Origin of the sequence: Paenibacillus sp. EKM10P, from assembly GCF_011800655.1 — a bacterium.
GTDB lineage: Bacteria > Bacillota > Bacilli > Paenibacillales > Paenibacillaceae > Paenibacillus > Paenibacillus polymyxa.
In genome coordinates this window covers 31,311-55,278 of record NZ_JAALET010000013.1, presented here as the reverse complement: position 1 = coordinate 55,278, position 23,968 = coordinate 31,311, and the positions used below count along the sequence as shown (strand labels likewise).

The 23,968-nt window shown below is 45.1% G+C and carries 22 protein-coding genes; 4 read left to right on the top strand and 18 right to left on the bottom strand.

The window, feature by feature from the left end; translation table 11 throughout:
• Nucleotides 1–85: 85 nt before the first annotated feature.
• Nucleotides 86–1,009, bottom strand: a complete 924-nt coding sequence (cysK, locus tag HFE01_RS22265) for a cysteine synthase A (protein ID WP_117288403.1) — start codon at nucleotides 1,007–1,009, stop codon at nucleotides 86–88.
• 216 nt (nucleotides 1,010–1,225) lie between these two features.
• Here cysK and HFE01_RS22260 point away from each other — a divergent pair, with 216 nt between their 5' ends.
• Nucleotides 1,226–2,434 carry an MFS transporter gene (locus HFE01_RS22260; RefSeq protein WP_016819870.1) on the top strand — a complete coding sequence of 403 codons (1,209 nt, stop codon included), beginning with the start codon at nucleotides 1,226–1,228 and terminating at the stop codon, nucleotides 2,432–2,434.
• Nucleotides 2,435–2,507: 73 nt separating this feature from the next.
• Here HFE01_RS22260 and HFE01_RS22255 read toward each other — a convergent pair whose 3' ends face one another.
• From HFE01_RS22255 to HFE01_RS22245, 3 genes are all read right to left on the bottom strand, one after another.
• Nucleotides 2,508–3,506 (bottom strand): glycosyltransferase, encoded by a 999-nt coding sequence (locus HFE01_RS22255; protein WP_019686235.1) that lies wholly within the window; start codon nucleotides 3,504–3,506, stop codon nucleotides 2,508–2,510.
• Between the two features lie 55 nt (nucleotides 3,507–3,561).
• Complete coding sequence (locus tag HFE01_RS22250) at nucleotides 3,562–4,599, bottom strand: phosphotransferase family protein (RefSeq protein ID WP_181955935.1); 1,038 nt, start codon at nucleotides 4,597–4,599, stop codon at nucleotides 3,562–3,564.
• 138 nt (nucleotides 4,600–4,737) lie between these two features.
• Nucleotides 4,738–5,430, bottom strand: coding sequence for a pectate lyase (locus HFE01_RS22245; protein WP_016819868.1), 693 nt, complete (start codon nucleotides 5,428–5,430; stop codon nucleotides 4,738–4,740).
• A 564-nt stretch (nucleotides 5,431–5,994) separates the two neighbouring features.
• Between HFE01_RS22245 and HFE01_RS22240 the strand changes: the two genes are divergently transcribed.
• A complete protein-coding gene (locus HFE01_RS22240; protein WP_016819867.1) occupies nucleotides 5,995–6,567 on the top strand; it encodes a shikimate kinase in 573 nt (190 codons plus the stop codon).
• Nucleotides 6,568–6,667: 100 nt separating this feature from the next.
• Here the strand turns inward: HFE01_RS22240 and aroD are convergent, their stop codons facing one another.
• The 3 genes from aroD to HFE01_RS22225 all read right to left on the bottom strand — a co-directional run bounded on the left by aroD (nucleotide 6,668) and on the right by HFE01_RS22225 (nucleotide 9,839).
• Nucleotides 6,668–7,432 (bottom strand): type I 3-dehydroquinate dehydratase, encoded by a 765-nt coding sequence (gene aroD, locus HFE01_RS22235; RefSeq protein ID WP_167438515.1) that lies wholly within the window; start codon nucleotides 7,430–7,432, stop codon nucleotides 6,668–6,670.
• 103 nt (nucleotides 7,433–7,535) lie between these two features.
• Nucleotides 7,536–8,795, bottom strand: a complete 1,260-nt coding sequence (locus HFE01_RS22230) for an MFS transporter (RefSeq protein WP_243208232.1) — start codon at nucleotides 8,793–8,795, stop codon at nucleotides 7,536–7,538.
• A gap of 132 nt (nucleotides 8,796–8,927) precedes the next feature.
• Nucleotides 8,928–9,839, bottom strand: a complete 912-nt coding sequence (locus HFE01_RS22225; RefSeq protein WP_016819864.1) for a LysR family transcriptional regulator — start codon at nucleotides 9,837–9,839, stop codon at nucleotides 8,928–8,930.
• Between the two features lie 216 nt (nucleotides 9,840–10,055).
• On the opposite strand from HFE01_RS22225, the gene HFE01_RS22220 reads away from it, so the two are divergent.
• Together HFE01_RS22220 and HFE01_RS22215 are read left to right on the top strand one after the other, a co-directional pair.
• A complete protein-coding gene (locus HFE01_RS22220; protein WP_016819863.1) occupies nucleotides 10,056–11,246 on the top strand; it encodes an MFS transporter in 1,191 nt (396 codons plus the stop codon).
• Between the two features lie 27 nt (nucleotides 11,247–11,273).
• Nucleotides 11,274–12,164, top strand: a complete 891-nt coding sequence (locus HFE01_RS22215; protein WP_044787142.1) for a shikimate dehydrogenase — start codon at nucleotides 11,274–11,276, stop codon at nucleotides 12,162–12,164.
• A gap of 92 nt (nucleotides 12,165–12,256) precedes the next feature.
• Here the strand turns inward: HFE01_RS22215 and HFE01_RS22210 are convergent, their stop codons facing one another.
• The 11 genes from HFE01_RS22210 to HFE01_RS22160 all read right to left on the bottom strand — a co-directional run bounded on the left by HFE01_RS22210 (nucleotide 12,257) and on the right by HFE01_RS22160 (nucleotide 23,941).
• Nucleotides 12,257–13,483, bottom strand: a complete 1,227-nt coding sequence (locus HFE01_RS22210; protein WP_167438513.1) for an RtcB family protein — start codon at nucleotides 13,481–13,483, stop codon at nucleotides 12,257–12,259.
• A 270-nt stretch (nucleotides 13,484–13,753) separates the two neighbouring features.
• On the bottom strand, nucleotides 13,754–15,187 hold the full coding sequence (locus HFE01_RS22205; protein ID WP_167438512.1) for a purple acid phosphatase family protein: 1,434 nt from the start codon (nucleotides 15,185–15,187) through the stop codon (nucleotides 13,754–13,756).
• Nucleotides 15,188–15,372: 185 nt separating this feature from the next.
• On the bottom strand, nucleotides 15,373–16,581 hold the full coding sequence (locus HFE01_RS22200; protein WP_167438511.1) for a M20 family metallopeptidase: 1,209 nt from the start codon (nucleotides 16,579–16,581) through the stop codon (nucleotides 15,373–15,375).
• Between the two features lie 68 nt (nucleotides 16,582–16,649).
• Complete coding sequence (locus HFE01_RS22195) at nucleotides 16,650–17,537, bottom strand: MetQ/NlpA family ABC transporter substrate-binding protein (protein ID WP_016819858.1); 888 nt, start codon at nucleotides 17,535–17,537, stop codon at nucleotides 16,650–16,652.
• 43 nt (nucleotides 17,538–17,580) lie between these two features.
• On the bottom strand, nucleotides 17,581–18,243 hold the full coding sequence (locus tag HFE01_RS22190) for a methionine ABC transporter permease (protein WP_016819857.1): 663 nt from the start codon (nucleotides 18,241–18,243) through the stop codon (nucleotides 17,581–17,583).
• Entirely contained in the window at nucleotides 18,233–19,258 is a 1,026-nt protein-coding gene (locus HFE01_RS22185) for a methionine ABC transporter ATP-binding protein (protein WP_167438510.1), read from the bottom strand. Before HFE01_RS22185 ends, HFE01_RS22190 begins: the two co-directional genes overlap by 11 nt.
• Nucleotides 19,259–19,589: 331 nt before the next feature.
• Nucleotides 19,590–20,591, bottom strand: a complete 1,002-nt coding sequence (locus HFE01_RS22180; RefSeq protein WP_016819855.1) for a Gfo/Idh/MocA family protein — start codon at nucleotides 20,589–20,591, stop codon at nucleotides 19,590–19,592.
• Between the two features lie 191 nt (nucleotides 20,592–20,782).
• Complete coding sequence (locus HFE01_RS22175) at nucleotides 20,783–21,424, bottom strand: deoxynucleoside kinase (RefSeq protein ID WP_017426248.1); 642 nt, start codon at nucleotides 21,422–21,424, stop codon at nucleotides 20,783–20,785.
• The gene (locus HFE01_RS22170; protein WP_016819853.1) at nucleotides 21,424–22,044 is read right to left on the bottom strand and encodes a deoxynucleoside kinase; all 621 of its coding nucleotides are present in this window, start codon (nucleotides 22,042–22,044) and stop codon (nucleotides 21,424–21,426) included. The genes HFE01_RS22175 and HFE01_RS22170 overlap by 1 nt, the downstream gene beginning before the upstream one ends.
• Before the next feature lie 167 nt (nucleotides 22,045–22,211).
• A complete protein-coding gene (locus HFE01_RS22165; RefSeq protein ID WP_017426246.1) occupies nucleotides 22,212–22,811 on the bottom strand; it encodes a response regulator transcription factor in 600 nt (199 codons plus the stop codon).
• On the bottom strand, nucleotides 22,808–23,941 hold the full coding sequence (locus HFE01_RS22160; RefSeq protein ID WP_016819851.1) for a sensor histidine kinase: 1,134 nt from the start codon (nucleotides 23,939–23,941) through the stop codon (nucleotides 22,808–22,810). The genes HFE01_RS22165 and HFE01_RS22160 overlap by 4 nt, the downstream gene beginning before the upstream one ends.
• Between the last annotated feature and the right edge of the window lie 27 nt (nucleotides 23,942–23,968).

Here is a 23,968-nt window from a genome sequence, read left to right as displayed (position 1 = left end):
CCAATTCACTTATGTTACTTCGATTAATGAGGCTGGATCTTACATATAAATGAGTCGAATCACTTTGGTCCCGATTCGCATCTTTTTATCCGAATATCCCCATGCTCAGATAACGCTCTCCGGTATCCGGGGCAATACAGAGTACCCGTTTGCCTGCTCCCAAACGCCGAGCTTCCTGAATGGCCGTCCATATTGTAGCTCCGCTGGAGGGCCCGACGAGAATCCCTTCCTGAGCAGCAATTGCTCGTGTCACAGCAATCGCATCCTCATCGGAAACCTGGATGATTTCGTCATACACCTCCGTATTCAGCACGGTAGGAACAAAGCCCGGACTCGTTCCCACCAGCTTATGCGGACCGGGCTTTCCCCCGGACAGTACGGGCGAACCCTTAGGCTCGACCACAACAATCCGCAGATCCGGCAAATGCTGGCGCAGCACTTCACCTGTTCCCGTAATGGTCCCACCCGTTCCCGAAGAAGCGACGAACACATCCAACTTTCCTTCCGTCTGCTCTAAAATTTCAAGTGCTGTGGTTGTACGGTGGATATCGGGGTTGGCCTCATTTTCAAACTGATGCGGGATAAAACTCCCTTCAATTTCTGTCCCCAGTTCAAGAGCTTTACGAATCGCTCCTGGCATCCGTTCTTCCGCTGGTGTCAGTACGACCTCAGCCCCGTAGGCTTTTAAAATATTGATCCGTTCCTTCGTCATATTCGAAGGCATCACCAAAATTGCGCGGTAACCTCGGGCTGCCGCATTCATCGCAAGACCAATTCCCGTGTTGCCACTGGTCGGTTCAATAATGGTGCCTCCGGGCTTTAGATGCCCCGCCTTTTCCGCCTCGGCAATCAGGTTGCCCGCGGCCCGATCTTTAACACTACCACTTGGATTAAAATACTCCAGCTTCACATATACTTCCGCATCCTGCAGTCCTGTGAGCCGTTGCAGCCGCACACAAGGCGTATCTCCGATTAAGTCCGTAATACTATGTACCACTTTAAGTGTCATCGTTATATCCTCCCCGGATTATTCCTTACAACGTCATTCCCTATCTTCATATCATACTACCAAAATAACATAATTGGCTCCTTCCAACCTGTCGCATTTATAAATTACACAAACCTTATCAGCTTAGTATGTAAAATTCTTGCAAAATGGGTCGCCAGATGTCGCCTGGAATGATATACTCGCATTACTATTTTTTCAGGAGGATACAAGAAACTTATGAGTACTCAAGAAAATATGACAGCTAATCGCTTTCCCCCCTCCTTGCTATGGTTAACCCTTGGTGCCTTCGCCATCGGCATGACCGAATTCGTCATTATGGGACTTCTGCCCAATGTAGCCCATGATCTTCATGTTACGATTCCGCAAGCCGGGCAATTAATCACCAGTTACGCGCTTGGTGTAGCCATTGGTGCACCTGTGCTTACTGTATTAACCCATAAGGTTCCACAAAAGAAGCTACTGTGTCTGCTGATGTCCATATTCATTCTAGGAAATCTTTTTTCCGTCATTGCTCCTAACTACGAGCTTCTGATTGCGGCCCGTATGGCTACTGCGTTATCGCACGGAACCTTCCTGGGTGCCGGTTCCCTGATCGCTGCCCGGCTGGTCCGTCCTGATAAGCGGGCAGGGGCCATCTCTATGGTGCTAACCGGATTGACGGTAGCGAACATTATTGGCGTGCCCTTCGGCACCTTTATCGGACAGCAGCTCGGCTGGCGCGCTTCCTTTGGAGCCATTGTTGTGATCGGCTTGATTTCTCTCTTCGGTATTATTCGTTACATTCCGGTGATTCAGCAGGACAAGCCTTCCAGTCTCAAGCAAGAAGTCAAGAGCTTATTTAATCCAAAAGTGCTGCTGATGCTGCTGACAGGTGCAGTTGGCTGTGGTAGCTTGTTCACTGTCTTTACGTACATTACGCCCATGCTTACGGATATTAGTGGCTTTGCCGAACACAGCATTACCTGGATTCTCGTCCTGTTCGGCCTAGGTGTCACGATTGGCAACATCGTTGGCGGCAAGCTCGCAGATTGGAAGCTGCTTCCGTCCTTGGTTGCAAACTATGCTGTACTGGCCATTATTCTGGCCATTCTGACGTTTACGCTTCAAAACAAGGTACTGGCCGTGATCACTGTCTTTATCTGGGGGATTGCCGCATTCGGCATCATGCCGGGGATTCAGGTTCGTATCATGAATCTGGCCTATGAGGCTCCTTTGCTAGCCTCTACCTCCAGCCATTCCGCATTGAATCTGGGCAACGCAGGCGGTGCTTTTATCGGAGGAGTCGTGATTAACCAAATGGGGCTACCCGCCATTCCATGGGTTGCATCACTCATTACTGTCGGCGGTCTGCTACTGATGCTGGTCAGCTACATGATGGATCGCAAGACCGCTCATACTGAAGCGATAGCAGAGATACAGTCATAAGAAAAAGGACTTTCGTTCATTAGAGCGAAAGTCCCTTTTTTATGGTCTACATCCACGCATCCTGCCTCGTCGTTCAGCTTAACCAATCATCAAAAAAGTCTCGGTATCCCTGCTTCATCACCTGACTCGAAAACTGTTCCATGGCGTATGTCTGATTCTCCGCAGAAACCCGGCGAGGTGAAGCCGCAGCCATATTGACCAGCTCGAACCAGTTTTTCTCATTTCCTGAAAAAGAATGCGTAGAGCTGATGTGCCCATAGCAAGGGTGCTCGGGTTTCACCACGATTTTCCCCATCGCGAGCGCTTCGGTCAGCGGCATTGCGAACGTATCGAATTTGGAGCAGCTCCAATACACCTTCGCTGTGTTCATCAGTGCAAACACCTCGTCTTGCGTCAATGCAAATTGAAGTTTTACATTGTCCGGGATGTCGTACTTCTTCATGCTCTCCTTGTAGCGTTCACCACCAAACACCATATAGACATCCTTGTCAGGATTATGCCGCGCATACTCCAGCACCAGATCCGGACGCCGATTTTCTTCATCTCTACCAATCCACATCACCCGGTTCTCCACCACTTGTGAGGGATCAAAATGCTTTTCCACCAGCCGCTCATTAAATCCGATCGGGATGACTGTCACATCGGTTACGCCAAACTTCGAGGCCATCTCCTGCTTGAGAAAGGCAGTCTGTACGATAGCCTTGTCCACAATCTGATAAAAAGGCTTCATCATCTCATAGCCTGTCAGTGCCGGATCTGGAAAACTATGTGGAAAGAGTACGCTGTTTTTAAAAAACATGTTCAAATAAGTAAAGCCAGATACCGTATAAATAACGTGCTCAATCTGCTGCTCATGCAGTTGATCCAGTACAATGTCATAATTGACCAGGTCACTCTTTTCATGCTCATAGCCTGGAAGCCAGTCATGGCTACTTACGTGGCGCTCCGGCGATACAAATACGATATCTACCCCCAGTTCCAATCCGATCTGCTTCAGACGTTCTGCAAAAATACGAGGCCCTTGTGCTTCAGCAAATTGTATTTTTCTCATGACCAAACCGACTTTTTTCATGGATTTATTTCCCTACCTTCTTTGGCTGACTATATAGAATCTGTGCCTTAAGCCACTACTTGCATGGTTGGACTTGTACCCCATCCATCATCGCTGTACATTGGTTTAAACAAGCTAACGTTGCATCCAATTGGGACTCTAATTGCTCTTTTGACCATTTGTCGCTATTTCTATGCAGTTCTGTACCCATCCTTTGCAAATCACTTGTGATTAGCAATAGCATCCAGAGCGAAAATACCACAGCAAACATACCATACTCCTGTATAAATGCCGTTCGATCACCCTTTATCCCCAACAGCTCCAGCTGTTCCAGATAGGTGTCCAGCATACGAATACGCAATTCAGACGTCATACGTCGAGGGAACAACGGATGCGACATGTCGATTAGGTGATATACATCCCACAGCGGTGTGTTTAGATGAGCATGCTCCCAATCCAGCACCCTTAGCCTCTCCCCACTCAACGCATAGTTCCCCGGATGAAGATCACCATGAGACAGTACAAGCTGGTGTGAAAAAGATAGATGCTCCAGCTGTGCATAAATACGCTGCATCTGCTGCTTCGAAAAACCGAGTGAGCTGCCAAGCTCTAACATATCTGGCTTGCGTGTGTGCAGCTCGGAAACCATCTCCTGGATGAGCGGCTTCGGTCCCCGTAGTGGCATCCCGGCAAAACGACCCGGCGGCAAAGCATGCCACCTTGCGACAAGTCCAACAGCTTGCAATAGGGTTTCGTCTGCATGTAGATGATGTAACGGACCAAGATCCTCAAACACCATCCATTCTCCTCCGCCATCTGCGTCTGTATCGGAACAAGCTAGCAATTGGGGATATATGGGTGATAATGCTGGAAGCACATGCTCATACACCCATCTCTCCCGTCCCTTCTGATCATCATTGGTCAGGGGTTTAAATATATAACTTTCAGAGGAGGACACGTAAAAACGTTCCACATGTCGGCCATTCGTACCTGTATATAAAATTTCACGACTGCGCACCATCATATCATTTAAAGTACCATCATGATTCACATATTGATGAAATAGATTCATAGCCACCCAACTTTTTTGTATAAAATGTAATAGCACGATCATAACATAGTCCTCGTTCTGAACGAAGCCCAGATCATCTCAGGGTTAACTTAACATACCAAAAAAGGGGCATGTCCTATCAGATCATACGACCTGTTGGACAGCCCCTTTCCTATCCGTACTCCTATCCTACGCTAACGATTAGTATTTAGTATTGCCGGACTCGCTCGTATTGCCAGATTTAAAACCTTTAAACAATTGTTTTACATTATGATAACGAGTATTCGTAATTTTAGCTTTGCTGTTAGGACCGTCCGATCTGAGGATCGAATCCTTGACATTGGAAATATCCGAGTTATCCAAAGTCATATTCACTCTAAACGTAGAGCCCCCAAGTTGGCGAACCAGCTTACCGATATCATCGGCTCTAAAGTTTTTAATGTTAATCGTGCCTTCGGCATTGATTTGGAATACTTTATCATATGCATGGAACGCTCCACCACCTGTAATATTCACCGTGCCTGGTTCTTTAAGCGTCAATGCATCTTCACCGACATCCTCCCACGTTACGTTGGAAATGGTGCCATTGCCATATACATGCACACCATCCGCAGCAGGCGCAGCGATGATCACATTTTTCAGCGTTGCATTATTTTCTAGCTTAAAGATAGGCTTTTGAGCCTCTTTCTGGCTTCCATCTCCCAAGGTATCGGGGTCAGCCACTACGGTCTTGCCTTTACCATCGTATACTTCTCCAGCTTTTACAAGTATGGTCTTGTGAACGACCTCTGGAGCTGCATGGGCAGAGTAATTGCCGACAAATAACGCGATTAACATACCGGATAAAGCGATACTCATTCCCTTTTTCAATACTTTAGCTGTGTTTGTTTTCATTTCAATTCATCCCTCTCCTAGATCATTTTTTATTCTTATCTCCAATTCTTCGTTGACTAGAGCGCAAGCGCGTAGACCGTATCACCACCTTCGTACAATGAACCCATTGACCGATACATGTCCGTAAAGTGATATTTAACTATTTGCATATGTATACTTGGTTTTCGGTTCAAAGTAGCTTCTTTTTTATAAATTAAATCAATCACAAATTGTAAATAGAGCGATTACATTTACAATTTGCATAACTCTATTATATTCCTACTTCCAATAATTTCAATACGTTTTTCGGCAAAATATGTCCTTTTTTTCAATTAAGTACACAATATTGCCTCTTTTATACTTGTACAAGTTTGTTTTTCTTCCATTTACGCATTACATAACACTTGAATACCTAGTTTTTTATCTGCTGTTCTATCACTCCATTGGTAATCAGAGTCTCTTTTATCGTATACCTCATTGCTGATGTGCTCTATACTATTGAATGACACGGTTGATGAACGTATAATGTATTTAGTGCTTTGAAGCGTTACATCTCAACATTACTGGTGAGAAAAGAGTGGTTATGTGCAAAACAATAGTGAGATTCCATTAAAAGAACAAAATATTGTGCTCATCGGCTTTATGGGCGTGGGCAAAACAACGATCGGTTCCCATCTAGCGCGCAAGCTTTATCGCGATTTCGTGGATATTGATCAGGAGATTGAACAAGAGTACAACATGCCTACAACAGAAATTTTCAAAACTTACGGAGAGAAGCGTTTCCGTGAGATTGAAAAAGAGCATATTTTGAAGTTGTGCAGCAATACGCGTCTTAAAATCATTTCTGTTGGCGGTGGCGCGTTTCTACAGGAAGAGGTGAAGCAGGCTTGTTTGGCTTCCTCCATTGTGTTCTTCTTGGATTTAAATTGGGATTCCTGGAAAGATCGGCTCAAGATGCTGATTGACACCCGCCCTAATCTGCAAAACAAGACGTTAGAGGAAATTGAAGATCTTTTCCGTTCCAGACAGGACATTTACGCGGTGAATCACTCCAAGATCGATACCGATCAGTTGGATGCGGAAGAAGTCGCAGACTATATTATTCAAACACTGAATCTGGGTTGGGAATTGTATGAACCTACTCGGGGATTGAATTAAGCATTACAAAAAGGAGGACCCCAGCATGCTTATCGCATGGGGTCCTCCTTTTGTGTTCACTATGAATTCCTTGCTCGCTAGTGGGTAGTAATTGCATCTTTTAAGAGTGGCTATGCAGCACCTGCAATATTTCTCTCAGTTCAGTGACAGGAATCTGTCCCGGTGCAGAAGCCTTCTTGGCAGCACCAAAAGTCAACGCTGAACCAAATAGCTCTCCGGTCAGACGGCTCACGACACCTTTTCCCGCCATCGACATCGTGATAATCGGCCGATCCGCATACTCCTCTGCCATGGTGCGTGTGGCGTCCAACAAGGTCAATACGTCGGCCGTATTGGTTGGCATCACCGCTACTTTAGGCAGATCGCCGCCCAATTCCTGTGCCTTACGCAACCGGGACACAATTTCCTCCTTCGGCGGTGTCTTTTGAAAATCATGGTTTGAAATAATAACATACACGTTATGCTTATGTGCCGCTTCTATCAGCATCTTCACATCAGCTTCCTCATTAAAAAGCTCTACATCAATCATATCTACTTGTCCCGTTTCGGCTATTGTACGATTCAATTCTACATAGCTTGCCGCACTGATTTCCTTTTCTCCACCTTCTCGGGCGCTACGGAACGTAAATACGAGTGGAATATTGGCTAAAATAGACCGAATCTCATGTAAGGCAGCCTTTACCTTTTCCAGCTCCTCCACATGCTCGAAAAAATCGACTCTCCACTCTACGATATCCAGGTCGAGTGTACGTAAATGGGCAGCCTCTTCCTTCAACTGCTCCAACGTTTCTCCCACCATGGGGACACATATTTTAGGCGCTCCTTCACCGATCCGTACATCTTTTACCTTTACGATTTTTGCCATATCTATCTCACTCCCCAATTACAGTTTCAAGTCGAACATTCACAATAATTCATAGTATAACGCATTCTGAATAAGCATGCAGATGATTAGGTTCAGTCGCTAGTTATTTCGTATCCAGTACAATTTGAGGAGACAATTCTCGTTTTGCAGGAAAAACGGCACTGTAACGAAAGTTAACAAACACCGCCAGTACGATCCCGAGCACATTCACGATAATAGCCAGCATAAACACACTGGAAATTTGAGAATGCTTCAAAAGAAAGCCTGTAAACACGGGAATAAGCGTATAGGACAGCGAAGTTGCGGTGTAAATAAACCCGGTAATCTGTCCTTTTCGTTGACTAAAAAATTCGCTCATTACAGTTAACGTCAACTGAAGTACACCCGATATAGAAAACCCGATGACACTCGCACAGATAATGGCGGCGGCCCCTGATTTGAAAAGAAGAAGCGCTCCAAAAGCCAACAAGGAAATACAAGGATAAATAAGGATGATATGAACAGGTTTAACCCATTTTCCCAATACAATGACCAATACAAACACGGAAACCAGCGAACCCATATTGTAATAAACTAATAGTCTGAGAGACTCTGATTCCGTCATGCCGATAAACTGTTGTCCAAACGTAGGCAGCCATAACTGCACAATATACAGCAAAGTAGGTCCCGTAAATCCAAGCAGAATAAGACATACACCTTCCTGCCAAAACCGCGGTTTACTCGCATCATTAGCCTTTAAATTTCCTGTCTGCTCGGCGCCAGATACAGTAGTACCGCCACTTTGCTCCTTGGTGGGCTGTACCCGCATGTCTGGAAACTTCATTCTGAACAAGTAGACCGCATTTAATGCAAATATCAATGCTGGTATAAAGAAAGAGAACCCGTAAAAAATATCGTGATTCATAAAAAAGATAATCATTAGCGGTAAAAATGCCGCCCCAATGGATATAAAACCTCTCACCAACACTGTAGCCGAACCAGAGGATTGGGGGAAAGCCTCGATCAGAGCCGGATAAGTACCTGAATCAAGAAAAGAATTCGCTACACCTGCCAGCACAGCCAGTACCATCGCCATCTCAAAGGTGGGACTCAGCGGTATACCGACCAAAAATACGGCCATCAGCAGCCCTGCGGCCACAATGAACGGTTTGCGACCATAGCGGTCGGAGAGCACGCCGGATATGTACAGCGTAAATAGTCTGCCAAACCCCATCGCGGAAACCAAAAGGCTAATGCCCGCCTGATCTGTATGCAAATGCTCTGTTAAAAAGGACATGTGCGACGCCAGCATAATATTAAACATGCCAAACAAAAGATAGTTCACATACAAACCTGTCGCCACTGGAATAGAAGAACGTTTCATCATGAAATCACCTGCTTTTGTAAGTAAGTCTTGTAGTATCAAAACGTGAATCATTTCACATTGCTTGTGTCGATGATGAAGTATAGAACACAATTTAAAATTTATCAAGTTTAAATATTGCGAGACTCCAGCTTAGACACGCTGATGCGTTTTTAGATAAAACTCCTTGCCATAACTTAGGGCAAAGTTCCGAAACTCTACTACTGCCGGGGATAAATATCTATTTTTAATGCTGGCTAGGTAGATAAAACGTTCGTATTCTGGATTTACAATAGGCAATGTTTTGACGTTAAAATAATCTAACGATGAAATGCGGGGCATAACTCCGATCCCGTAATTAATAGACACCAGCCCAGCCATTGCCGTATCTTCTTCAATCTCGCAAATAATCTGTGGCGTAACGCCTGCCTTGGCGAACAAATTTTCAATAATGGGCCGAACCCCACTCTTTTTGTTAAAGAAGATCACCGGGTAATCCGCTGTATCTTTGAGGTCGATTTGGTCCAGAGAAGCCAGCGGATGATCAGGAGAAACAATGACCACCAATTCCTGCTGAGCCAGCGGAATAAACTCTACATCTGGTTCATTTTCCACGTGAGAGCAGAACGCCACGTCATAGTGTTCCTGCTTCAGGCCTTGAATAATATCGTTCGTATTCCCTTGGTGAAACGAAAAGGAAATGTCTTTACGGGCATCCAGAGCTGAAAAGGCTTGGATTATCGCTGGAATGAAGTGTGAACCTAACGTGTAAATGAACGCCAAATCTATATTCCCATGGCTTGGACTCACTAATTCCCGTAAGTTATACTCCCCCTTTTCCAATTCATCCATCGCGTGCTCCACATACTTCAGAAAAAATCGCCCGTATTTGTTTAGTCGAATATTCCTCCCCTGCTTTTCAAACAGATGAACGCCCAAATCCTTTTCTAATTCTGAAATCGCATGACTTAAACTGGGTTGAGTGATACATAGCCGCGCAGCTGCCTGGGTAAAATGCTCCATCTCTGCAAGTACACGAAAATATTGTAAGTGCTTCAGGTTCATAAGGATGTACGCTCCCTCTTTAATTCATATTTTAAATTATAGATTCAAACTATGAAAAACGATAAAAATATGCATTGGAATTATAATAACACCCCTTATATAATTAAGACATAGACATTATGTGAATATTTTCACTTGTTTGTGAGCGCACTTTAATAGACCTGGACGATGCCTATCTAGGCCATTGATCTAAAATTTAAGTTGGGAGTTACACTTATGAAAAATCCTTATATCAGAATGGCAACAGGGCTTTATATCAACTATTTTCTTCTGGGTATGATTAATGTTATTCTCTCGTCGAATATGAGCTTTCTGACCGTGCAATTGAACACGGATAAAGCGGCCATCGGCTATCTGGTGTCAGCGATTGGAATCGGTAAACTGCTTGCTCTCGGAGTAGCCGGAAAAATGTCAGATAAATACGGAAGGAAACCACTCATTGTTATTGCATCATTTGCTTATTTAATCTTCCTGATCGGCATTCCGCTTGCACCTAACTACACGTTGGCATTCGTGTTTGCCATTATCGCAGGGCTCTGCAACTCTATGATGGATGCGGGGACTTATCCCGCACTCATTGAAGGGTTCGGAAAAAAAGCCGGGTCTGCAACCGTCCTGGTCAAAGCATCCATCTCGATCGGTGCCATTGTTATTCCGTTCATGATTGCATTTTTTATTAACCACGATATGTTCTATGGATATTCCTTCTTTATTCCTGCAGGAATTTATCTGCTGAACGGGATCTTCTTGTCGATGACCGGTTTCCCCAACCACAAAGCAGAGGAACAAAAGGCTCCAACCGAGACTGGTCAATCAACGGATTCGTTCCACAGCGAGCCCAAGTTTTGGCAAGAAGGTTTGTCTCTGATTATTATCGGTTTTACTTCCACTGTATTGTTCATGATCGTGCAGCTATGGCTTCCTACATTTGGACAAGAGGCTCTGGGCATGGACAAAGCCAGCGCCATTAAGCTGCTTAGCTACTATAGTATAGGTTCACTAGTTTCCGTTATTTTGTTGGCTGTGGTACTTGGTAGATTCATTAAGCCCATTACCGTCATGATTGTGTACCCGCTTATTGCCCTGCTTTCTTTGCTGGCTTTAATTGTATGGCACAATCCTGTCGCTACTTTGATCAGTTCATTCTTAATCGGTTTGTCCACCGCAGGCATATTCCAAATTGCCCTCACGGTTATGACGGAATTTTTCCGCAAGAACAAAGGAACTACGACTTCTCTCGTGAACATAGCAGCCAGCCTATCGTTCATCCTGATGCCTTTGGCTACCGGGAGCATGTCCAAAAGTCTGGGAATTACCTCGGTATTCATTCTGGATATTGCGATTGCCGTAGTCAGTATTTTGCTGGCCGTGTTTGTTGCTTATCGATATAAAAAAGTGTTTCATTAAACTACACAGATCACTTGGAGGCTTATTATGAAAAATGCTGGACGTATTGACGGAAGAACACAATTAATCGGACTGCTTGCTACACCGATCGGACATTCTTTGTCCCCGGCTATGCATAATCTTGCGTTTGAAAAACTGGGGCTGAACAACGCATATATGGCCTTTGAAGTAGGCAATGAACAACTCGAAGAAGTAGTACGGGGAATGCGCGCTCTAAACATACGCGGCTACAACGTGTCCATGCCTAACAAAACAGCGATCTTACAGTACCTTGACGAGCTGGACGACAGCGCTAAATTTACAGGTGCCGTCAATACCGTCGTGAATACGGATGGTAAGCTGAAAGGCTACAGTACAGATGGATCTGGTTATGTTCGCAACTTGCAGGAGCACGGCATTGATCTGAAAGGTAAGAAAATGACACTCGTCGGTTCAGGCGGTGCTGCAACGCCGATTGCTATTGAAGCCGCTCGGGCTGGTCTCGCTGAAATTTCAATTTTCGCTCGTAATGACCAGTTCTTTGCCCGGGCGGAAGAGAATGTTCGTATTATTAATGAAGAGATGAAACATACCCAAGTCAAAGCGAATATCTATGCATTAGAGAATCAAGAGAAGCTACGTGAAGAGATTCTTACAAGTCATATTTTCGCTAACGGTACAGGTGTCGGTATGAAACCGCTGGAAGGTAAAAGTGTCATTGAGGATGTGTCCATGCTTCGTTCCGATCTGATCGTGACCGATGTTGTATACAGCCCAGCCAAATCCAAGCTGATTGAACAAGCTGAGTCTGTAGGTGCAACCGCCATTAACGGTCTGGGCATGATGCTGTGGCAGGGCGCACTTGCCTTCGAATTATGGACAGGACAAGAAATGCCTGTCGCTTATATTAAAGAACAGCTTTTTGCTGATCAACTGTAAGATTGAGAGGCACTACATAACTCAGAAGGACTATGCCCGACGAATGATCATTCCTGTCGGGTATAGTCCCTTTTTATTGTTAAATCATTTCATTAATCCTTATAAGGGTCAAACTCATTGGCCCCAGCCATGCATACCCCGATCGGCTTCAGCACATGCATAACTTCCACGGTCTCGGAATGAGCGTCCAGCACCTCACGCAGTTTGCGGTAGACGAACGGACTCTCATCAGTACCTGCTCCGCGCAGCTCGACACCGTAGTTTCGAACGGCCTCCTTCATCTGTAGGTCCGTAATCTGCCCACCGCTACGCGTACGGGTCTTCCAATTCATTTTACCAGCTGCCTGGGTACGACTCATAATACGCCCTGCACCATGAACTGTACTATAGTAGGAATCCCGATTTTCTACCGAATCTTTTCCACGTACAATCACCGAGATATCGCCCATGCTTCCTCCAATAAAGCCCATTTGACCAGGGGCCGAGGGGGTTGCACCTTTGCGGACCACAATGGTGTCGCGTCCATCATGCTGTTCTTTCCACGCGTAATTATGGTGGTTATGCACCGTAAAGTCCGCTTCAGTCCCCATAATACCAAGCACTTGTTCTATCACATAGTCACGTCCGGCATAAGCATAACGTCCGGCAAGGCGCATCGCACGGTAGTACATGTCCCCCAGCTCACTGTTCATATCCAGCAGCACAGGCGGCTGATCCATATGTTCTCCTGGCGCCTTTCCGAGGAACTCCCGTCCTGCGGCCAAATTTAGAAACCCGCTTGCTGTTTTGTGACCAAAGCCCCGGCTGCCGAAATGATTGGCAATCCAGACCTGTCCTGTCGCTTCCTCCACAAATACATCAACAAAATGATTGCCACTTCCTACTGTACCCAGCTGTTCTCTCGCCAAGGTCTTCAGTTTGTCATGCTCTTGCTTCCCAATCGCTGCATATACCGCCCAATCCGGGTCATCGAACAGCTCATGGTCTACCTGAACCTCATTCACACGACCTACGCCAAACGAAATCTGACGTGCAATCTCATTCATCACGGTTGAAATACGCGGCATAATATCTGCTGCAGACAGCTTGGTTCTTACCGCCTTATTTCCACAGCCGATATCATACCCCACACCTGAAGGTGAAATTTGTCCGTCATATACCACCACACCACCAATCGGCTGACTGTAGCCTTTATGATGATCTGCCATCAGCAGCGCCTGAATCACATTGCCATTTTCGGCACATGTGCGGGCTTGAGATAGTGCCCCCGGATCAGGTGCTCCCCATACGCGTACTCCATTCATTTCTTGATAAGCCATCGTTGTATCCTCCCTTATTTTGCAAAAAAATTATCTATGTAAAATTGAATACTCTACTTTTAAACTTTGGATCTGTTAATAGCATTATGTACGATGTACCCGCTTCCGAACAGGGCGTAAGTATTACAAGCACCACTTCAGACGTCTCTCTATAAGAAAGTCCCGGCCCTATAAGGAAATGAAAAAGGATATCCTTGCAGCCAAACAGACTGTAGGATATCCTTGTATGATCATTTAGAGATCATTTAGAGACCATTAAATCAATATATACTAATATTTTTTGATGATTCCGAACTGATCCACAATAAAAGGTTTGGCATCATTTTTGTTTTGATCAATTTCATACGTTACGGCTGTAAGTTTATTTTCGTCTACGGTGATGCCCACAAAATTTTGTACCTGTCCTCGTACAGGTCTACGATTGTCACTCGGATCTGGGCCATAGACTGCCGCATGATTCTCTTCAGCTAGTTCAAAGAGATTATAATACTTATCTCCAAGTTTTTCGCTTGGGTTTTTGTAGTAGACCTTGGGGCCAGCGGTTGCCGGGATGACATAGATACTTCCATCCGGATTCACACTATATTCAATCGTCTTTTCATTTAATCTATCTTTTAATTTGGTTGGCGTTGTTGCTTTACCCTCTTGGTTGATTGGTTTCGTCCGAGCATAAATATGATCGTGCCCCTGCACGACAAAGTCGATATCAAGTTTGTCCATGAGTGGAGCGATTTGGTTACGAACTCCATTGTTATCCATGATGTCAGCATCTGTTGCATGGTTAGAGGTAGTGTAAGGACCTTTATGAATATTCACAATGATCCACTTTGCACCTGCCTTTTTGGCTGCCGCAGCATCTTTCTTTAACCATTCAACTTGGTCTTCAGAAAAATTGGCATATTTCTCTGAGTCCTCATTGGAGTTCAGTACGATAAAGTGAGCATTGCTGTAATCAAAGGAGTAGTACGCTCCTGTTTTAGTAGCTGAACCAGCTGGTTGGCTAATATTAAAGTGATCATAAAAAGCATAGTTCTCATCCTCATGATTACCTGCTGAAGGAACAATGGTTGTATTCAAAAGGCTTTTTTGTGAATGCCCCAACAACCAGTTCCACTGCTCTTCTTTGGTACCGGTATCTACGATATCCCCGTTGTGAACTACAAACTGAGCATTACCTACGGTTTGAAGTGCTTTTTCGAGCGTCTGTGAAGACAATATGGCTTCATCTTCGCTTTTTGCTTGTGTATCAGCTAGATCAATGAAGGTAAATTCACCGCTCTTAGGAGCTGTTTGGAACGTACCTGTTTCGCTCCATATCCCACGCGCTGCATCACCCACACGATAATAATAAGCTGTGTCCGCTTGAAGACCTGTTGCTACGGCTTTATGGACAAGCTCTTCTGGAGAATTGGTTGATGGAGAGGAAGTACCTTCAAATGTAAGAGCACTCGTAAAATCAGCTTCAGAAGCGGTTTTCTTGGTTACTTGAACCGTGCTCTTCGTGAAAAGTTTTGAAGTATACCAGGTAAATCCTTTGGAGGCTTTGGTGTCTCCATAAAATGTAGCTGTAACTTTACTAATACCTTGATCTGTGTTCACTGGTGACTCAGCATGAACAGGCAAAGCTGACATGCCCGTAATCAAACCTAGCGCAAGAGCAACAGACATAGATGTTGCTGACCACTTTTGAAACTTCTTAAACATGTGTACACTCCTCTGTGCAGTTAATATGTAAAAGTTATAAATATGATCATAACAATCAATTGTTAATACGTTATTTGCTGGGATGCAGTGCTTTGTAAAAATAAAAAAGGATATCTTTACAGTCAACAAGACAGTAAGATATCCTCTTTATGCTATTAGGATAGAAGCTATCAAAGCGCTGATGCTTACTGCGCCGCTGGATGCGTACGCTTAAAATCCTCCTTCACCGCAACCAGCAGGGTTTCATTCACCAGTAGCTCCAAGCCTGACAAGGCTAACGCTTTGGCTCCAGTCACCAAGGCTTCCTCTCCCTTGACAGAACCCGCTGCTTCCCGGAACTCTATCGTATGAGCGATGAGATCATCCGGGCCGATTTTAATGTAAGCATGTGCAGTCGGGACAACATGGCTCACATTTCCCGCATCTGTCGAACCCAGCCCGGCACGAGGGCCACGATCCAGCTGTTCTCCCAGCGCTTCCAGTTCACGACCGACGACCTCGTCCAGCGTATCGTTCAGTATGAAGTCGCGCACTTCATTTTGAAAACGTTCGATTTTCACAGTGGCTCCCGTTGCCAAAGCAGCAGCGTCAGCTATGTGGCGAACTTTCGTGGAAACCTCCTCTGTGCGCTGCCAAGTGCTTGCCCGAATGAAAAAGCGCGCCGACGCATAATCCGGAATGATATTGGGTGCGTCACCTCCATGCGTAATGATGCCATGAATACGCACATCGGTCGGCAGTTGCTGGCGCAAAGCATTGATCCCGCTGAACAATTGCAGCACCGCATCGAGCGCATTGATTCCCTGCTCTGGTGATCCTGCGGCATGAGCCGCTTTGCCGTAAAAATGAAAGTCTAGCGGGTCAACTGCCAGGCTCGGTGAGGTCAGCCGGGTCATACCTGATGGATGAACCATCAGTGCAGCATCAATTCCTTCGAACAGCCCATGCTTCACGAAGCTGCCTTTTGCACTTCCATTAGGACCGCCTTCTTCCGCAGGAGTACCGAACACATACACCTCGCCCCCCGTCTCATCAATCACCTGTGCCAAAGCGATAGCTGCTGCCGTACTTGCGGTCCCGATAATATTGTGGCCGCAAGCATGGCCCAGACCGGGCAGTGCATCATATTCAGCCAGATATCCAATTTTCGGACCTGGTCTAGCCGAAGTCTTGCGAGCAACAAATCCGGTTTCGTGTCCCGCTACATTACGGGTTACCTCAAATCCCGCTTGCTCCAAAATACCCGTCAGTGCCTTGGAAGCTTGAAATTCCTGATTGCCGATTTCGGGATTAGCGTGAATAAACCGGCTCGTCTCCGTGTAGAGCTGACGAGACTCCTCAATTTTCTCAATAATCCGCTGTCTTTGGGTATCCACCGTATTCGCTGTACTCATCGCAATCTCTCCTCATTTCAATAATAGTAGTTTTTATATGCTTCCAAGTTAACTTCTATCAGATATCCTTATTTCTTTTGCGCTTTAACATCCGCCACCAGCTTATCCAATGTAGCCTGCAGCTCCTCGGCAGACTGGTCTACTACGACATTAGCTCCTTTGGAATCCTGCTTTACAGCCTCGGCTACATCAGCGTCATGGTACAAATCCACGATCGTCTTGTAGGTCGCATTATCTTTATCCTCTGCACGGGCAGCAAACACGTTCACATATGGCTTCGCTTCTTCACTGCTTGCATCATCCTTGTAAATGGCTCCATCCAGCTTGAGCCCGGCATCCGTAGCAACACCGCTGTTCACAGCTGAGGCAGCTACATCAGACAAGACGCGCGGCGTCTGTTGGGCGACAACAGGAACAATCTCTAGCTTTTTGGGATTCCCTTCGATCTCATCTGGGGTCGGATACAGGCCTGAGCCTTGCTTCAATGTAATCAATCCGGCAGACTGGAGCAATTTCAAAGCCCGTCCCTGGTTGGAGGGGTCATCCGGTATAGCAATTTTGGAGCCAGCAGGAATATCCGATACGTTTTTGAATTTTTCGGAGTACAGCGCCATGGGAGCGATAATCGTTGCACCAATAGGGACGAGATTCACATCATTTTCTACATTAAATTGGCTGAGAAAGGCCAAATGCTGAAAGGAATTCAAATCCACCTCTTTATTCGCAAGTGCCTTATTGGGTAAGGTATAATCCGAAAAGCTGATCAGCTCAATTTCAATGTTTTTGGCTTCTGCTTTCTTCTTAAGCACATCCCAATACGTATCCTCTGATCCTGAAACCCCAATTTTAACATGTACTTTTTCATTACCATTGGAGCCTGAACCATTAGCTGAGCAAGCAGAAAGAACCGAGACACTAAGAATAGCCAGCAAACCTAAGCGAAATATTTTTTTCATTTTCATTTCTCCTTTATCATTATGTATAATCCTTGTTTTCCAATTAACGACGTAGGAATTTACGAGACAAGTAGTTCCCCGCATATTGGGCGACCTGTACAAAGACGATCAGCAAAACAATCGTGACGATCATAACCGAAGTATCGAATCGTTGATAACCATAGGTCATGGCCAGATTCCCGAGACCCCCTCCGCCCACAGTGCCAGCCATAGCAGAGAAATCGATCAAGGCCACCGTAATAAACGTCAAACCAAGAATTAAAGGTCCCAGTGCTTCCCGAATCAGCACACCCGTGATGATCTGAAAGGGAGTTGCCCCCAGCGCCTTGGCTGCTTCGATCATCCCTGGATCAATGGAGACCAGATTGTTTTCTACAATTCTTGCAACTGCAAAGGCTGCTACAATAGTCATTGGAAAAATAGCTGCCGAGGTGCCAATCGTAGTTCCTATGACTAAACGTGTAACCGGACTAATCGCCACTAAAAAAATAATAAACGGAATCGGGCGAATGATATTAATCAGCAGGTTTAGAGACATAAACACAAATTTGTTTTCAAACAAGCTCCCTTTTCGTGTCACATACAGCACTAAACCAATCATAAGTCCCAGAATACTAGCAAAAATCAGCGTGACAACAACCATCAAAAGCGTTTCCCCTGTAGCCTCCACGATCTTAAGCCAAAACGTATCCCAATTAACTCTCATGATCGACCACCTCCCTGACTTCCACCGTCGTTCGCAGTTCCTCCACGACCTTGTTAACTTCATCCTCTGCACCGATTAATTCAACAATTAAACTTCCAAACAGCGCCCCCTGCAGCTCATTAATGCTTCCATATACAATGTTGTAATCCAGATTATACTTACGTGTCGCTCTTGAGAGCACTGGTTCACTTGTCGCCCCATCTCGAAAAACAAGTCTGTACAATCGGCCGGCGTGATGCTCCCGAATCTTGTTCAGCAGCTTGGGTGAGAGTTGGTCATTCAGTACAGAACGAATAAAATTTTTCGTCGTCTTCGTCTGTGGATTGGCAAATACATCGAATACACTCCCTTGCTCAATCACCCTACCATTCTCCATTACTGCCACACGATCACAAATACTACGAATCACATTCATTTCATGGGTAATGAGCAAAATGGTAATCTGATAATCCTCATTTACTTTTTTCAGCAGCTTCAATATGTCTTCTGTCGTTTCCGGATCGAGTGCTGAGGTCGCTTCATCACAGATCAGAATATCAGGCGAATTCGCCAGTGCTCTGGCAATGCCGACCCGCTGCTTTTGCCCACCAGATAGCTGCTCTGGATAGGAATCCGCTTTGTCCTCCAATCCAACAAATTGTAGCAATTCCTTAACACGGGCATCGATCTGAGCCTTAGGAAGTTTAGCCAGTTTTAGCGGATAAGCCAAATTCCCGTACACAGTACGAGAGTTAAACAGATTAAAGGTTTGGAATACCATCCCGATCCGCCTTCTTAAATTCCTCAGCTCCTTGGGACGTATCTGGGTAATATCCTGATCATTAACGACAATCCGTCCCTCTGAGGGACGCTCCAGTAAATTGACAAGCCTCAGCAGCGTACTTTTGCCCGCACCACTAAAGCCAATCACGCCGAAAATTTCTCCCTTTCCAACCGATAGCGATACCTCTTCCAGTGCATTTACCTTGCGATTGGGTAAGGAAAATATTTTGCTAACTTGCTCAAACTTTATCAAACCGCTTCCCCCTTGCGCCTACAATTGATGTATTCCTCCATCTTATTTAGTAATCCGGTTGATTTAATCGGATTTAAAACTTAAAAAAAACTCCCTAATCTTCGTGGACAAAAATGGGATAATTTAACTGATGTTGATCATGTATTGTTAACACCTTAAGACATGAAAGAGAATCTGTCAATAAAAAAAGAATACAATCTGCTTACTCTCGTCATCACCATGGATTACCTTTTTAGACCTACAAAGCCAAATAAGGCTAACCGTATATTTGCAAAGTTATGCAAAATCGGCAGCCTTTTGTGCATTGTTAATCTTGATTATGCGCCACAGACTAATGTGCAGAAGTATTTTTCAAATCCGCTTCATAACGAAGGCCAAATTGTTGTCTTGCCTCCTCCATAACTTCAGCGACTGCCAGTGAACACTCCAAAGAGTTAATAGAACTATTGCGTTCCCCACTCTTGATCAGATCCATAAATTCCTGAATTTCATAATACATGGGCTCACGCGTCTGAGCCTTGGTCAAATCCTCAATCGTGCCGTCCCGATAATGAATTTTCACCTCATAGGGCTGGCTGATTTTGTCGATCACCATCGTTCCATACTCACCCTGAATTTCGGCAGGCAAATAGGAATCTGTAATTTTGGAATGCATGACGATCGCATCCATATCCGGATACTTCATCACGATGCTGCCCTCGCCGTCCACACCAGAGGATAACAGCACACCCACCGCTCGGATCTCATCCGGTTTGCCGAACAATGCCACCATCGGATACAAACAATACACTCCCAGATCCATCAAGGAACCATTTGAAAAAGCCGGATTAAAGGCATTCAGCACCTTACCCTGCTTAAAAGCATCAAAGCGTGAAGAGTATTGACAGTAGCTTGCAAAATAACGCCGAACCCGGCCTATTTTATACATATGATCCTTTATAATTTTAAAGTTGGGCATAAGCGTGGATTTAACAGCCTCCATCAACAGAACATCGTTGTTGCGCGCGGCTTCGATCATGCTCTGCACCTCTGCTGCATTAGAAGCAAAAGGCTTCTCACACAGCACATGCTTTCCATGGTTCATACATAAGATCGCTTGCTCTGCATGTAAGGAATTAGGACTGGCAATGTATACGGCATCCACCTGATCACTTGCAGCCATTTGCGCCAGATCTGTAAAAACCTCCGGCTGGCTGCTATATTTATCAGCAAAGGCTTGGCCTTTCTCCTCTGTTCGTGAGTACACCGCGGTCAGGGAAAATTCGTCTGTCTCTATCGCAGCTTGAATAAATCTTTCCGTTATCCAGTTCGTTCCAACGATACCAAAACGCATCACAGTATCCCATCCTTTCCCGTGAGTCATTACAATTAATATATGTTCCTATTCTCGCATTCCAGCCAAGACTTGTCCACTATACTGCCTGTCATCCCTCATACTTCCACATATTAAAAAAGACTGCGGTCTATCAGCTTAATTTATACTGATTGTACCACAGTCCTTGTATGCTTTTTGGGGTTATAACTCTACTTTGTGGAGATTACCTTGCCCACTTCTGTCAAAATGGCATCCATGGAGGCAGGGTCGTGTACATCGTACTCATCAATGTTGAGACGCAGTACAGGACAGGCATCAAATTCGTTGATCCAATTGGAATATCTGCGATGCATTTGCTCCCAATAGGATCGCTCGGTCTGGATTTCCATTTCGCGGCCGCGTTCTTCGATCCGACTCAGTATGGAGGGCAAGCTGCCTTCCAGATAGATCAGCACATCAGGGTGCGGAAAGAACGGGGTCATGACCATCGCCTCAAACAGGCTAGTATATGTTTCGTAATCGGTAGGGTTCATTGTTCCCTGATCAGCATGCATTTTCGCAAAAATACCTGTATCCTCATAAATGGAACGATCCTGCACAAAACCTCCACCAGACAAGAAAATGTTCTTTTGCTCCTTGAAGCGTTCCGCGAGAAAATAGATTTGCAGATGAAAGCTCCATCGTTCGAAGTCGTGATAAAACTTCTCCAGATACGGATTATGATCGACTTGCTCTAACGAGGTTTTAAAACCAAGACGACTGGCCAAAGCACCTGTTAACGTGGATTTACCTACACCTACCGTACCCGCTACCGTAATCAGGGCATTTGCAGGAATGTTGTAATTATTCACTATATAAGCTCCTTTACATCGGAAACAATTTGTTCAAATTGTGCCTGGTTTTCTACAAAATCAATTTCATTCCCGTTCACGGTCAATATACGCGGGGCAGGTGACTGTTCGGCGAGAAACTGAATGCCTTTATCATAATCCGTAATCAATTGCTCCAGATAGGCAGGGTCCATCTCCTGTTCAAAGGAGCGTCCGCGCTTACGGATTCTGCTCAGCAACGTATCCAAATCTGCTCTAATATAAACGATAATGTCCGGCTTAGGCATATCATCGGTGAGCAAATGATAGATTTGGCGATATTTTTCGAGTTTTACACCTTTAAGTGTACGTTCAGCAAAAATCAGATTTTTATAGATATGGTAATCTGAAATCACAGGCTGAGCTTTCTCGATATATTGCAGGCCAGTATCCTCTAGCTGCTTATACCGATTGCAGAGAAAGAACATTTCCAGCTGAAAGCTCCACTCATCTATATTTTGATAGAATTTATCGAGAAACGGGTTTTCCTCGACAATCTCTTTGATCATCGGCAAATGTAGCTCGGTTGAAAGCATCGAAGCCAACGTCGTCTTGCCGGCTCCAATCGGCCCTTCAACGGCTATAAACGGGGCTTGTTTCATGCGGTTCTGCTCCTCCTTGTACTCCGGGTCCATCCTGTGGACAACTATCCTATTGTATCACAAGGAAGTACGCTAGAGGCATAGCAAATCTATGGATAAAACAAAAAAACAGAGCAGCTATGTTTGGATTCATAACGCCCTGTCCTGCTTAATATTTTGTCTGTCTCTCATTTAAACCAACCTTTTTCATTAAAACGTGTAATGGCCTCAATCCGGTTGCTGACACCCAGCTTATCGAGAATGACTGAAATATAATTCCGCACTGTCCCTGTTGTTAAATACAGTTCACCAGCAATTTCTTTGGTGTTCTTTCCGTCAGCAATAAGGGCCAAAACGGTCTTTTCACGCTCAGTCAGCGGGTTGACCTCGGCATAAGCATCATCAACCAGTTCTGGAGCGTAAATACGTCGACCTGCCATAATACTGCGAATGGAGGAAGCCAGTTCTTCACTGGGACTGTCCTTGAGTAAATAACCGTGTGTACCCGCCTTGATTGCCCGTTCAAAATATCCTGGGCGAGCAAATGTTGTTAAAATAAGCACTTTGCAATTCAAGCCTTTGAGTTCCTCTGCCGCATCCAATCCGCTCTTGATCGGCATTTCGATGTCCATAATGCATATATCTGGCTGATGCAGCTTTACCAGTTCTATAGCTTCTTCCCCGTTGCTTGCTTTTCCGACTACTTTCATGTCTTCCTCCAAGTCCAACAGGGAGGCTAGAGCACCCAGCAGCATACGCTGGTCTTCTGCGATGACGATTCGAATCATGGCCCCACCTCCTCATTCGGCTTTTCAGTGATGTTAGGCACTTTAATGACCAGGGTCGTTCCCTGATCTGAACGCAGTTCCATACATCCGTTCACGAATTCGAGCCTTTCCTTCATGCCTTGCAGACCATGTCCCCGAAAGACTGCATTTTCTCCCATAATACCAACTCCATTATCCTGAATCCGCAGGGTCAATTCCTTACGAGACGGCTCAATGGTGATGGAGCAAGCGGTAGCTCCACTGTGTTTCACTACATTGGTTACGGCTTCCTTCATACACATACTCAGCACATTTTCATTCATTAATGACGTATGCTCCAGCTTCGGGTCGCCTTCCAAGGTCAGTTCGATGTGAGCAGCCTTTAAAATTTGCCGAATACGCAGCAGTTCATCCTCTAGTCTCATGCCGCGCATTTGAGTAACCATTTCTCGTACTTCTTTTAACGCACTTCTCGCCGTAAGACGAACATCGTTAATTTCGGCATGAGCCCGTTCCGGGTACTGGTCCAGCAGCTTGCCCGCCAAATCGCTCTTCAGTCCAATGAGTGACAGCTTCTGACCCAAGGTATCGTGCAGGTCACGCGCGATTCTTTGCCGTTCCTCCAACTTAATCAATTCCGATATTTTTTTATTGGCATCCTCCAATTGGACCTGAAGCCGATCACTTTTGTTGCGATTAAAGTTCGTAATCGGCAGGAGGATCACACCAATCAGATTGAGCAGGATAAAAGGAATCTGCTTAATGAATACAGGATTTTGAGAAACAAACCCATAATTAATTAATCCAATCGTAATCACCATTAAAATAATATACAGCGTCGTAAATGCAGCCTTACTTTTCATATTACCAATCAGATAAGCGATAAATATGGAAAAGTACATATAGCTAAATAGCAGCGTCATCGTAATCGATATAGCAATCTGCACACTGGTCCAAAAGTATATGAGCCAGCCTTGAGAGACAAAAGCCAGTACATAACAAGCAAAAAACACCAAAATAATAGCAGTTCCCAGAATAATATGACTTGTAGATGAAGAGCTAAAATAGTAAAAGGGCAGGATATAAAAGACAACCCACACATAAGGGCTAAGTCCCGTATTTCTTTGGAAAATCTGATACCACTTTTGCATCCTGCCACCCTTTTCTACTTTAGATAC